This is a genomic window from Helicobacter mastomyrinus (assembly GCF_039555295.1).
GTDB classification, from domain to species: domain Bacteria; phylum Campylobacterota; class Campylobacteria; order Campylobacterales; family Helicobacteraceae; genus Helicobacter_C; species Helicobacter_C mastomyrinus.
This window is the reverse complement of record NZ_CP145316.1, coordinates 250379-264450: the sequence shown is the minus strand read 5'-3', so window position 1 is coordinate 264450 and position 14072 is coordinate 250379. Positions and strand designations below refer to the sequence as shown.

General features: G+C 37.6%; 8 protein-coding genes. 3 read left to right on the top strand and 5 right to left on the bottom strand.

Features of this window, described 5'->3' with window-relative positions; all coding sequences use genetic code 11:
* The first annotated feature begins 465 nt into the window (after positions 1-465).
* The gene (locus V3I05_RS01365) at positions 466-1047 is read left to right on the top strand and encodes a ComF family protein (RefSeq protein ID WP_295699122.1); all 582 of its coding nucleotides are present in this window, start codon (positions 466-468) and stop codon (positions 1045-1047) included.
* Here the strand turns inward: V3I05_RS01365 and V3I05_RS01360 are convergent, their stop codons facing one another.
* Both V3I05_RS01360 and topA read right to left on the bottom strand, forming a co-directional pair.
* On the bottom strand, positions 1048-1290 hold the full coding sequence (locus tag V3I05_RS01360; RefSeq protein WP_295699124.1) for a hypothetical protein: 243 nt from the start codon (positions 1288-1290) through the stop codon (positions 1048-1050).
* A 286-nt stretch (positions 1291-1576) separates the two neighbouring features.
* On the bottom strand, positions 1577-3814 hold the full coding sequence (gene topA, locus V3I05_RS01355; RefSeq protein WP_343353764.1) for a type I DNA topoisomerase: 2238 nt from the start codon (positions 3812-3814) through the stop codon (positions 1577-1579).
* Positions 3815-3993: 179 nt separating this feature from the next.
* Here topA and V3I05_RS01350 point away from each other — a divergent pair, with 179 nt between their 5' ends.
* Positions 3994-5538, top strand: a complete 1545-nt coding sequence (locus V3I05_RS01350; RefSeq protein WP_300448422.1) for a flagellin B — start codon at positions 3994-3996, stop codon at positions 5536-5538.
* A 27-nt stretch (positions 5539-5565) separates the two neighbouring features.
* Positions 5566-7503, top strand: coding sequence for a motility associated factor glycosyltransferase family protein (locus tag V3I05_RS01345; RefSeq protein ID WP_300448424.1), 1938 nt, complete (start codon positions 5566-5568; stop codon positions 7501-7503).
* Positions 7504-7715: 212 nt separating this feature from the next.
* Here the strand turns inward: V3I05_RS01345 and V3I05_RS01340 are convergent, their stop codons facing one another.
* The 3 genes from V3I05_RS01340 to V3I05_RS01330 all read right to left on the bottom strand — a co-directional run bounded on the left by V3I05_RS01340 (position 7716) and on the right by V3I05_RS01330 (position 12788).
* Positions 7716-9224, bottom strand: coding sequence for a hypothetical protein (locus tag V3I05_RS01340; RefSeq protein WP_343353763.1), 1509 nt, complete (start codon positions 9222-9224; stop codon positions 7716-7718).
* A gap of 48 nt (positions 9225-9272) precedes the next feature.
* Positions 9273-10610, bottom strand: coding sequence for a TonB-dependent receptor plug domain-containing protein (locus V3I05_RS01335; RefSeq protein ID WP_343353761.1), 1338 nt, complete (start codon positions 10608-10610; stop codon positions 9273-9275).
* 276 nt (positions 10611-10886) lie between these two features.
* Positions 10887-12788, bottom strand: a complete 1902-nt coding sequence (locus tag V3I05_RS01330; protein WP_343353760.1) for a DUF1561 family protein — start codon at positions 12786-12788, stop codon at positions 10887-10889.
* Between the last annotated feature and the right edge of the window lie 1284 nt (positions 12789-14072).

Genomic DNA, 14072 nt, shown 5'->3' with positions numbered 1-14072 from the left:
CTTATAGAGTATATCCATAAAATCTTGTAGTAACAAGAGCATAGATATTAGCCCTAATATGTAGAAAAGGGCAATGTCGATTCTCATCTCTACAATTCAAAATTGTAGAGAAATAACATCAGCAATTTATTCTATAAATAAGGCAACTTCCTATTTTTTAACAATAAGCATAGTTAGTGTAGAATAGCAATACCATATCTTGAAAAACGCACTCGATAGATAGGGCACAGCCTTAGCTATAGGTGTATTCTTTAGGCGCATAAGCTGGATTTACTCCTGATTGTGCAAGACCCTTACGGCGATTTATCGCAATAGCAAGGGCATAATAGAATAGCGTTCCTATGCCTTAAAACTTATTTTTTAGGCGCAGATAACATTTGTGTAAATCTCTTTATGCTTTGGCTCATTCCTATTTGTAAGACTACACGGTGCGCTAATATGATAGGGTAGAAATGGAGGGAAAATGTGAAATGTCTTGTATGTGAGCGATATAGCTGGAAGATTCTATGTAGGGATTGCCTGAATGATATTCCTCTAACGCCTCGCCATAGAATCCTTGCAAATTCTATAAAAACTTATAGCTTTTATCGCTATGAAGATGTGGCGTTACTTATGCAGAGCAAATATCATCTTGTAGGTTCGCGTATACTTGCCACTCTTGCAAAAAATGCGGCAAAATATTTTTTTTCACATATATATGATAGTTTAGAGTCCCCAAAACTTACGCTTTTAGGCTTAGATGATTATCCTTATGGAGCATATTCACACACGGGTGTGATAGTTCGGGCATTTACTAAAGAAAGCAAAGGCGTTTTTGAGGGTTGCTATGGTGCGCTTAAGGCACAAAATAATGTAAAGTATGCAGGGGAGAGCTTACAATTTCGACAGGATAATCCTAAGGGATTTGCCTTGCAAAAACCTCTGCAAGATACGCATATTGTGCTTATTGATGATATTATCACCACTGGCACAAGTCTCAATGAAGCTATTAATGTGCTTCATTCTTACCATATCGCATTTTGCTTGACACTTTGTGATGCGAGATAATTATTTTTTCTGTATTTTTTGTGCTTGTGCAGTGTTAAGCACATCAGATTCTATGCGCTCGAGTTCTTGGCAGTATTGTTGTTGGGCAGAGAGAATTTCTTTAAATTTAAACCCTAACATAACGATGGTGTAAAGCTCACTTTTATTCTTTCGCCAATTATAGAGTGTTTTGGTATCGACTTTTAGAATCCCTGCAATATCACGTTGTGAAAGCTTAGGTGAAAGTGAATTATTGCGCCTCATTATGTTTTCCTTAAAGCAATGTGAAGAAATTTTATTCTTTATAAGATTTTACTAAAAGAATATTTCTATTCTATCATAGTGATTATTAAAAATTACTTTTTTACTTAATGCTAGGAGATAAAAGAGTGAAAATTCCTTATGGAAATAGTTTCAAGATCGTGCAAAATATAAGATACTTATCCCTTAAAGAGCAGTTTCATATTTTTTAGAATATCAATATTCACATTTACTAAAATGAGGACAAAGAAGCACCAAGTCTTTATGCGGCTTTTTAGAATCCTTACTTCTATGGGGGGGGGGGAAGATATTTCTCTACTTGATGCTTGCATTTGAGGCATTCATATATGTGCTTTTTGCGATATTCGCGTTCACACATTATCCCACCGCATTCGGGGCATTTTTCTTTAGTAGGTTGAAACTTTGATATAAAATTGCATTTAGGATAGTTCTTACAGCCAAAGAATGCCCCCCTACGGCTGAATCTTTGCACGATTTCACCGCCGCATTGAGGACAAGCTACATCCTCAACGCTTTTAGCTTGAGGCTTATTAGAGAGTGATTTCGTATTTTTGCAGGTAGGATAGCCACTACACGCTAAAAACTCGCCATTGCGTCCAAATTTCTTAACCATAGGCTTACCGCATTTTTCGCATACACCATTGTCTTGGCTTATACCTTGCTCTTTATTTTCATTGGGCTTAATATATTTGCACTTAGGATAGCCACTACACGCCACAAACTCACCATATCGGCTTTGACGCTGCACGAGTTCCTTGCCACATTTAGGACATATCTCGCCTGTAGGTATGATGACTTTCTGCGAGACAATATCTTTTTTGCCTGATTCTATCTTTTGCATAAAAGGCTCATAAAATTCCCATAGCATTGCTTCCCAATCAATTTTTTCTTGTGCGATGTCATCAAGCTTATTTTCAAGCCCTGCGCTAAAGTGAGTATCGACAATTTCATTGAAATGTTCTTCGAGCATTTCAATCACCTTAAAAGCACTCTCACTTGGCACAAGCTGCTTTTTATCAAGCTGCACGTATTCCCTTGCTACAAGTAAAGCAATGGTAGGTGCATAGGTGCTAGGACGTCCTATACCTAAAGATTCCATACTTTTAATAATGCTTGCCTCATTATAGCGCGATGGAGCCTCTGTGGATTTTTCAATCGCCTCTAAATCCTGTAATAGTACACTTTCCCCCTCTTTGCACTCAGGCAAAAGCTTATCCTTATCATCGCTCCCTGTAATTTTATAGAATCCATCAAAGACAAGTTTGCGTCCATTTGCCTTAAAGCTCACCTTATGCTCCCCCTCTTTAGCGCTAAAAATGATATTTTGTGTCTCAAATATCGCATCTTCACTCTGTGAGGCAAGGAAGCGATTGTAGATTAATGTATAGAGTTTATATTCTTCAGGCTTCAAGCAGGATTTTGCCATTTGTGGCGTGAAATCAAGATTTGTAGGACGTATGGCTTCGTGTGCTTCCTGTGCGCTTTTAGACCTTGTCGCATAAATTTTAGGCTTCTTAGGGACATAAGATTCCCCATAAGTTTTTTTCAATACCGCCCTTGCCGCATTTTGCGCTTCTTTAGCGATATTAAGGCTATCTGTCCTCATATAAGTGATAACCCCCATTGTCCCAAAATTCGTATTCACGCCCTCATAAAGCCGCTGTGCGACACTCATCGTGCGCGATGGAGAGAATCCTAAGAGATTTGAAGCACTCTGTTGCAGGGTAGAAGTCATAAATGGTGCAGGGGTGGGCGTTTTCTTAGATTTTTTACTAATTTCTTCAATGATAAATTGAGCACTTTTGATATATTGGCACATCGCTTCTACTGCTTTAGAATCTTGCAAAGAGAGCTTCTCTAGTTTTTTATCATATATAATTAACTCAGATTCTATGCTCTCTTTTGAGGGCAGGGTAAAAGTCGCATTGATCGTATAGTATATGGTAGGCTTGAAAGCGCGGATTTCTCGCTCTCTATCAACGATGATTTTTAATGCGGCGCTTTGCACTCGCCCTGCAGACAAGCCTTTTTGAATCTTGGAAGACATCAGTTGAGAGAGCTTAAAGCCTACGATTCTATCTAGTAGCCGTCGTGCTTGCTGGGCATTGACCTTTGACATATCGATTTTTCTAGGATTTGCTAATGAATGTGTAATAGCATTTTTAGTAATCTCGTGGAATACAATGCGTGGGAACTCATCATAAGGGCGTTCGAGAGCCTGGGTGATATGATAGCCTATTGCCTCTCCCTCTCTGTCCTCATCGGTTGCGATATAGGTAGTCTTTACCTTTTTGCTCGCATTTTGAATCTTGTCTACAATTTCTTGATGATCTTTATCAATGTCATATTGGGGCGTGAATGTTTTGTCCTTAATCTCAATACCAAAGCTATATTTTGGCAAATCGCGTATATGCCCCTTAGAGGCGATAACCTCATAATTATTCCCTAAAAAATTTTTGATTGTCTTTGCTTTAGCTGGTGATTCTACGATGATTAGATCTTTCATTTAGGCCCCTCATAAAACTTCCCTTGAGATTTAAAGTCGGATTTTAGCATAGATTCTTTGTGAAATTTTATTTATTTTATTTCTTTGTGCAATCTTTATACAAAATTGAATTATTGAATTTGTGGAATCTTTTTTGCTTTATCGACAAAATATAGAAAAATTTTAGCAAAGGATGCAATATGAGTTTTAGGATAAACACAAATATTTCTGCCCTTACCGCACATACCATTGGGGTGCAGAATAACAGAAGTCTGCATAATTCGCTTGAAAAATTAAGTTCGGGTTTGCGACTCAATAAAGCTGCAGATGATGCCTCGGGTATGGCGATTGCCGATAGCTTGCGAAGTCAAAGTGAGGGGTTAGGACAGGCAGTGAGAAATGCCAATGACGCCATTGGTATTATACAAGTGGCTGATAAGGCAATGGACGAACAGCTCAAAATCTTAGATACGATTAAAACTAAGGCTATTCAAGCCGCACAAGATGGGCAAAGCACAGAGACAAGAAAGGCACTTCAAAGTGATATTATACGTTTACTTGAAGAGCTAGATAATATTGCTAATACCACAAGTTATAATGGACAGCAAATGCTCTCTGGCGCATTCTCTAATAAAGAATTTCAAATTGGTGCTTATTCAAATACAACGATAAAAGCCTCTATTGGTCCTACAAGCTCTGACAAAATCGGACACGTGCGTCTGGAAAGTGGCTCGTTTTCTGGTGAAGGTATGCTCGCTTCTGCTGCTTATTCTAACCTCACTGAAGTAATGCTCAAGTTTCGTCAGGTTGATGGAAAACACGATTATGAAACAGAAACCGTTAAAATTTCTACTTCTGCGGGGACAGGTATAGGTGTGCTTACAGAAGTAATTAATAAACATTCAAATACTTTGGGGGTGCGCGCAGCGTGGAATGTAATGGCAACAGGCGATGTGCCCGTGCTTTCAGGCACAGTGCGAGGCTTGGTGATTAATGGTGTAACAATCGGAAATGTTAATGATGTGCGCAAAAATGATTCTGATGGACGCTTACTTAATGCTATCAATTCTATCAAAGAACGTACGGGGGCTGAAGCTTTCACTGATATTACAGGGCGTATCAATATAAGAAGTTTGGATGGACGTGCTATTTCTATTCGCACAGAGGGCGATAGTGGTAAGGTGTTTGGTGGAGGAAACTTTGCCGGAATTTCTGGCACAGAGCACGCCATCATAGGACGCTTAACGCTCATTAGAACAGATGCAAGAGATATTATAGTTAGCGGAATAAATTATAGCCATATAGGATTTCACTCTGCACAGGGTATTGCTGAATATACTGCAAATCTCCGCTATGTGCGTGGGGAAATGGACGCTAATATTGCATCAGCATCTGGAGCAAATGCTAATGTGGCACAAGCCAATCTTCACTTTGATGGTATTGGTGCTGGGGTTACAAGCCTTAAAGGAGCAATGGTGGTTATCGATATGGCAGAATCTGCTCGTATGCAGCTTGATAGATTACGCGCAGATATTGGTTCAGCACAGATTCAGCTTGTTGCAACAATTAATAATGTATCTGTTACACAAGTGAATGTTAAAGCTGCAGAATCTCAAATTCGCGATGTGGATTTTGCTGCAGAATCTGCGACATTCTCTAAACATAACGTTTTGGCTCAAAGTGGTAGCTTCGCTATGGCTCAAGCCAATGCTGTGCAACAAAACGTGCTTCGATTGCTTCAATAGTCATATCGCATAGTGTAAGAATGGTATATGCAGGATTTTTTCTCTCTTAATCTTTCTGCATTAGCAGTAGTTTCTCCTGCTCTTGCGCTAAAACTCAATGATTTTAAACCAAATGAATCTTATGAGGTATTTCAAGGTGATGATGTGCTCAATATCAACATTATTGATAAACGCACACACACACCACTTTTCACACAAAATCCACTAGAAGAAACAAATTCGAAGATTCAGGTATTTAGCACATATTCTCATTATCCATATTTATATTTTTTTGGCGTGGGTAATGGGGTGTTTTATAAAGTGCTGCTGCATAATGAGCTTTTGAAGCGCATAGTCGTGCTAGAGCCTGAGCTTGAATTGCTTTTTATCGCTTTGCATTTTATGGATTTTAGCCAAGAGATTTTGGAGCAAAGAATTATATTTCTTGACGCTACACATTGTGATTTTATCCATATTGATATGCTTTTTGCCACTAATCGCGATGCAAAAGTTTATTCAAAAACCTATGATTTACATTTATTTAATGGCTATTATGAGAAATATGCACAACTCTACATTAATATTAATCAACTTTTTATCCGCGCTATCGAGCATAGTGTCGTGAGTGTGGGTAATGATAGCAGGGACGCTATTATTGGTATTTCTCATCATATACGCAATTTACCAGATGTGCTGAAATCTCCTACTTTGCTAGAGCTTTTAAGGCATATCAAGGGCAGGGATAGCGCTATTATCGTTGCTACTGGACCTAGCTTGAGTAAGCAGATTCCATATCTTAGGCAGATTCAAGACTATGCTACGATTATGTGCATTGATGCGTCTTTTCCTATTTTAGCAAGAGAGGGCATTAAGCCTGATATTGTATTTTCACTCGAACGTGTGGAGCTTACGGCAAGATTCTATGAAGACACGCCTAAGAAATTTCACAAAGATGTGATTTTTGCTATTACCTCTATTGTGCATCAGCGGCTGAAAAATGCGCTTAAAGGCGATGTGGTGCAGTATTCATTGCGTCCATTTGGATATACAAATTACTTCCATATTCCTGAGTATGGTTATTTGGGCATAGGTATGAGTGCGGCAAATATGGCGTATGAGCTTATCGTGCATTCAAAATTTAAGCGTTGTATTATTATTGGGCAGGATTTAGCCTTTGGCGAAGATGGCAGTTCTCATGCAAAAAATGCTGTATATGGCGAGAATGAGATTAGCCCCAAGACAATGGAGGACAAAGGACAAAAGGTAATGGTAGAAAAATATGGCGGTGGCGGTATGGTGGAATCTACTAAAGTGTGGAAGATGTTTTTGACATTCTATGAACGCGATATTGCTAATACGCCCTATCCCATTGAGGTGATTAATGCCACAGAGGGTGGGGCTAGGATTCAAGGCACGAAAGAAATTCCCTTTAAAGAAGCCATTAAACTCATAGATACGACACATAAAAAAAAGTCCATCACCTTAGTTTACCCTAGCACACAAGAGTATGAGGCAAATCTTGATAAGGTAAGGCAGAAGATAGAGGATTGGATTGAGCTAGGCTTAAAGGATAAAGCTTTTGTCGAGGAAGTGTTTTTAGAAGTGGCTGCGCTCACGGAGCGATTTGAGCTACTCAACAAAGAAAATCGGCTAGATGAGCTACAAGCACAGGAGTTGCAAAATTGCATAGATAGAATCCAAAAGGTCAAAGAGCTTTTTGATGATATAAGATTCCGTGAATGTTTTATGGACGCGATACAATCTTATATCTTTCATCAAGAGATGGACATCGCGCGGCTGCTTGTTATGCCTGCAAACAATGAGGAGGCAAAGCTCATCAAACAAGCTGAAATCATCTATGCGCATAAATATTGGCTTTTTTCACTCGCTGGAGGAATGGACGTAGTGATTGAAAAAGTTAAAGAAGCCTATGAGAGTTGGGAGATACATCATCAGGCTAAAGATATGTCTGTAAATAAAGCCTAGGGTTGCATTATCTAATATGGAGTACTAGGGTATATCCTAGCTTCATATAAGAGGAGCTTTTACAAGATAGGGGAGGGAGGGTATCCCTTTATATTTGATTGCAAGTGTAAAATGCAGGGAATCATCAAAGCATTTTGTGTGTTGAGTATGCTGTGTTAAGGAAGCAAAGAGTATAGAATTAAGCTTTTGTGGTAAGCTTAATTCCCTTGCTATCAATACCTATACCCCAGTTGTAGCCAAAATTGCCTACCTACTTCATACACAGGGGTAGCTGTAGTCCCTGCAGTCGTAGAGTATGCAGCTGAAGCAATAGCAAGATTCTTAGCATCTAGCACATTATAAATATCTACATTCATATACATTGTATTGCCTTTATGCATATCTACTTCAAAGCCTAGTCGCATATCCCAAGTAAAAGCCCCTTTAATATCTAAAGGACGAAAGGTATCCACAGGCGTTTCAGGTATGCCATCACCATCAAGGTCAATCTTATCAGGCGGACGAGTAGCCACTGTGGAAGTAGCAAGTGTGCTAGCCATAGCCTTGTAACTACTTCTGTATCTAAAAAAGTTATTTAAAAGCCATTTTGTTTTGCCTACATTAAACGTATGCGTGGTGTTTAAACGCAACGTATAAGGGCGATTAAAGTTTTCTGCTGGTTTATCAGCATAGCGGATAATCTGCCCATTCCAAGAAATCCATTGATTGGCTAATTCTTGATTTGTAAGCGTATCGCTATAATCTGTATAGTTTCTATTCACATTTGTCCAATCAAAGGCAAAAAAGATATGATTTTTCACTCCTAAGATTTTTAAAGGGTGAGTATTTTCTAAAGTGAGAGTGATGACATTGGTAGTAGAGATACCCTCATTGGTGTAGATATAGTAATTACTTGAATAATTTGAATCTGTGGGGAGATTGCTCACGCTTCTGCTACTTCGTCGTATCTCATCTCTCCCCGCACGATAGATATATTTTATCCCTAAATTCATATCATAGATTCTCTGTGAAATACCTATCATCAATTCATCTGCATAAGGGACTTTGAGCTGTGAAAATTTAGTGGTGTTCACGCCTATTGTGGAGATACAATTATCATCATTTCTATTAGCGCATACTCTCCCCTCAGCGAGAATCTCCTCAAAAGATTTGCTTATTTCACTACGTGATACATCTCTACGCAGACTTTCTAGCTGCCCTGATATAGCATAGGCAAATATATTTCTCCCATAGTAGCGATTTGCCCCTGCGGTTATTTGTGTAGCAAAGTGCTGCCCTATATTGCCCTCATTCCAAGGGGTTTGATAATTGAGTGAAAATCTAGGAGCAAAGGTAACTTTTCCCATATAGGAATCACTATCAATGCGTAATCCCGGGCGGATATTTAATGCACCTATATAACCTAAAGGGATTTTCATATTATCTTCAATAAACAATGCTCCCAAAATATTATTGAGTGCGACACTGCCTTTGCCATAAAATCTACTTCCTCGCACCCACTGCCCGTATTGTAATTCATACATCGTATTTCCACCATAGGTAATTTCTTTTACAGAATCTCCATTGAGCGTATATTGGTTCATTCTTATACTAGTAGCATAAGCCTTGCTTGGGTCGCACCATTCTTGATTGGTTTGCAAACAAATAGTTTGTTGTGTTTGTGTCATTGCATAAGGAGTATTAGAGCTTGCAAAGTAATCTCTAGGATTAGCACTTTGCACATATTGATAGCCTAGCTCTAGCCCTGCTTGAAAGTGCTAAGGCATCTTCTATGGGGTGGAAGTCTTGAATGAGTTTATTAGCAATCGTATTTTGCATAGAATCATAGGGCGCATAGCCTCCCTCTCTATAATATCCATTCCAATTTGTGCCATTATGATTTTCAGAAATGAGCCAAAACTTATGGTTGGTATAGCCGTGCTATTTTTCAAAAAAGAGTAGCTAAGGTTGTTGGTAAGCACACCTAAGGCATTATCCCAAGTAGTCTTAAAGCCTACATTATGTCCGCCTGATTCTAAAGTATAAAAGTCTCCTGCACTCCCTTGAAAGAAATTTTTTGATTTATCGGGCGCAAAGGCATAGCTTAGCTCTAATCTCACAGAATCGCTTGGGTCATAATAGCCTTTGAGAAAGAGATTATAGCTTTGACGATTGATGTCTTGAATAGCATTTTTAAATTGTGATACTTGCGTTACAGGCGTTTCTATGGAGTTTGCATCACCACCTGCATAAGTATGTAGGGGAATAATGCTTTGCGTTGTCGTAAAGCTCGCCATCACTCCACTTCTATCATTGATTTTAGATTCAATACTTGAGCGAAAGAGATGTTTGGTAAATTGAGGCTGATTAGAGCTAGAGGAGGAATTGACAAAGTTTTGTAACGAAGTGGAGTTTGCCTCATAGATATGATAATTTGTAAGGGAGAATTTGCCCGGTTCTGCATTGCCTTGTGTGATTTGATAGCTTATATTTGCGCCAAAGCTTTTTGTAGGTCTCCTTGTATTTGCCTCTACTACTCCGCCTGTGAATCCTCCATAGGCTGCAGATACATTAGAATCTTGCACTGAAATAGATTCTAAAAGGCTAGTATCAATGGCTAGTCCTTGACTTCTACCTTGTCCCTCTCCGCCATACGCTCCGGCTGTGCCTATGGGATTTATATCATTATTCATATTAAACCCATCAAGCTGGAAGTTATTTTGATAATGCAAACCAGCGCTTATACTTATTTTAGCCGGGTCTATCTCTCCGGGTGTAGCACTTCGTAATTGCTGTGTGTCATATTGGACGTTGGGGAGGATTCTAAGTATGCTTGTGATGTCACCATTCCCGCTAGGGTTGGATTCTAACATTTGGGCATTGATAGTCTCTCCACTTTGATAGGCTTTTGTTTCATTTACTTCTCGCACAATAGATGTGCCTAGATTGACTTTTCTTATAGAATCTTTAGAGTTTTCTTCATTAGAATCTGCACTACTTATTTCATCGGCAGTAAGTGGAAGTGTGAATATCAAGCAAATATATAGAAGTAAAATATGAATTTTGCTAAAGATTCTATCTATCCCCCAAACCCACAGCTTTTTCATAGTATGTTTTAAACATCGCATAATAACCTCCAACTTTATATGAGAAAGTAAAGTAGGGCGAATAATATTATTTCTTATCTTTTAATAAAATAAAAATAGTTATTATTTTATATTGTCAATATGATATAAAAGATATTTCATAAAGTGTGATAGCATAGATTAGGGTAGGAAGAGCTGATAGCTTAGGATTATATTCAAGTATTCGATTCGCTCATTTTATGAAAGTGATATGTGTTTTTAATATCTATAGAAGTTTAGAGAATCTTATTCAATCTTCTAAAACTCTCTTGTCTTTGCCTACTGAACCACACATCTGCCGCTAACACATTGATTAATCATAGTGCTTAAGGGCATACTTGCGCTTCCGCGTCTATCCTCACCCTCGCCAGTGCAGTTATTATTAGACACAAAACTTGTGATAGGATTAGGATAAATTTCGCGTAAACGCAGGGTGTAAAGCATATAAACTTGATGTCTGCCATTATTACTAATGATATTATAAGCCCCTCTTAAATTGTGTGCTAAAGAGGCGTTTAAAGCATATTGATATTCCTCATAAGTTCCATTAGAAAAATTGGTAGGAATGAAAAGCACTCCATCGCTTGTGCGAAGAGCCGGCATAGCGTGTCCGTGACGTGCGCCATCGGGGGTAGTATAATACATTTGCACTATCCATAAAGTCCCACTAGGCTGCTCGAATAAATCCCTTAGATTGCTGCGAATAGTAATATCACTTGAAGCAAATTCTGAAGCCATCCAAAAATGCCCCGGAAAGAGTGTTAAAGCCACAGAGCGATACATTTGTGCAACGTATTCAAAGGTTTGAGCGCGTGATAAGCCTCTTGGTATATTGGAGGATTGATATTGCTCTAAGGAAGCAGCCAAAAGAGGGTATCTGTTTCTAAAAGAAATGAAAGGATTATGCCCATAGAGTGTATCAAAGAAAAAGCCTCCTAGTTCTAGTGGGACGTAGGTGTATTCTGTTAGTTCTGCTATCATTTGATAACTATGCAGTAAGCACACACCACAATCTCCAGCACGGTCTAGCACCCCATCAGTTGTTGTAGCAATGTCATACAGCCTTCTTTTCCATTCATCGCTTAAAACAAAGCTAGGAGGAAGGATAAGGAGCTTTTGAGTTTTGGCGTTCGTGCCATTAGCCGGACACACAGGCAAAGAATCTGATAAATTACCATTTTTAAATCGCTGCCAATCTTGTAAATTATGGCTGAATCTAAAATAAGAAGTTTGATCTTGCCCTGTGTCTTTAGCTAGATAATCAGGCTTTGCAGTATAGGGCACACCCCAATGCACGCCGTATTTAGTAACGCGTAAGAAATTTCCTAGGTAATCTTTGAGCATAGCTTGATCGTTTTCACAAAATAAAAATAACTCCCATCTTTGATTAGGTTTTGTGTTTGTATTGGTACAGCTTTCCCAGTCTACCCAATTCCAAGCTTGGGAGGTAGTCTGCAAGGAAGTAAGGCAAGTGAGTTTGCCATTTTCGGGGTGATAGAGGGCTATGGTGTTGTTTTCTACATTAAAATACAAATCCTGCGGGTCGTTTTTGATAGATTCATCATTGGTTATATAATACAAGTCAAACTCGCCAGAGCTAATAAAACTCCAAGCCATGAAGCTTTTAAGATTTAAAGGCGGGGGAGTGGCAATGGTATCACTCCATTCTTGCATATGGTGTAAAATCACCTTAGGCTTAGTGGAAGTTGGCTTTTCAAAGCTCAGTATATTGTTGCTTAAATGAAGCTGGTAGTTCATATCGGGGGTGTAGATTGTATTATCTTTAATCACAAAACTTTGAGTTTTATCATCAATCACGCAAGGTCTTAATACAACAGCCCTGCCCTCGGCATAATCCTCATTTTGTCCGCTCATACACAGCCATACATCATTATAATTCCAAGCTATGTGGCTAAAAACATCATAACGAGCTTCTTGTGCATTTTGACAATCACTTATTCCTACATAGCTCTCATTTTGCCTAAAAATGGGCGTGAGGCATTGAATCAGCGTATCAGGACTGGTTTGAAAAGTAATGATTTTGTCTTTTGGACTATCAGCAAGTTTTTGAGTGGGAGCAGGAATAGCTGAAAAAGAAGAAGGAGAATTTTCAGCCTTAAAAAACAAAAAGAGACAAAACCCAAATATAATGGCACATAGCCCTGCAATGAACACTTTCATTAATACTCCTTTGTGCGAAAATGAAACCATTGTATTGCAGCTTTTTTATTTTTATGTTAATGTGATGATGCTTGATCCCATTTCTTGCCTAGTGAAGCGGAGCAGATATAAGTGAATTTTATACTTATTTGGTTTTGTAATTTAATCTAAATTTTTGAATGTTTGTATTAAAAACGAATTTCTAAGTAAGTTTTTAGATTAAAAAATTAAGTGGCAATATGCGATCATTAACTTTGAAATAATCTTAAGTAATAAATCTCCTAATCAATCCAAGATAGAAATGTTAATCAATTTCTTATAACTTTTCTCAATATGTATAAGGGATAAGAGATAGAGCTATCAATGATATAAGTTTTAGAGATTCACTAGAGATTTTAAGTAAAGAAAAACTATATTATTTTTAAGTTTAGAATGTTTTGCTTTTGCAATAAGATTAAATCTTTAAAAAATGATTTGTGCTTTGTTTGAGAGAAACTTATATGTTTCATTTGTTTTTAAGCAATGAAAAAATGTGATGAAACTAAAGAGATTTTGCTATGAAGTTTATACTTTGTATTGCTCCAAGCAAAGATGTAAAAATTCTTCTCTTTAGTAAAAAACTTTGATAAATATTGTGAAAAAGATTGCAAAGGATTCTAAGCAAAAATTTTTTATTGCCTTGTTGAAATTTTTAAAACAAAAAAGCTCACAAAAACCAATAATTTTCTTTCAAAACCTCTACTCAACTTAGATTGTTTTTTGAAAAATTTTCATCGCATTTGAACATTGAAATTTTCAAAAAAGTTCAAACATTACCACTAAAATCACAAAATTTGTGATTGACTAGCATAAAACACCCTTGTATAAGGCATTTGATACCTTTTGATGTGCATAAAAAGGGTTATCCTGCACTTTTTGATTTTGGACTTATTTTTTCTTGAATATTAAGAGAAAGCTTCAAGAAATTTTCTAAAATATTTTTGTATTCTACATATTTTGCCTTTGTTTCTTACCACATTATCAAAAATTTTACTCTCTTAAGCGCATAATTTATATCTTTGCTACAATATAAAAGTAGTTTTCCATTGAGCTTCATTAGATATTTTCTTTTGATGAACATAAGGGAAATAAGATAAAAGACATCATTATTGACATACCTTTGGAAAGCGAATTATTGATGATAAATTATTTGAATACACTTCGTTTAGAAAAGCAAGAATCTTGCCTCAAATCTATCAAGCAAGAGTAAGGAATGCTTTTCAATAATCTTACTTAATCTGCTCTATTATATTTACTCCACATAAG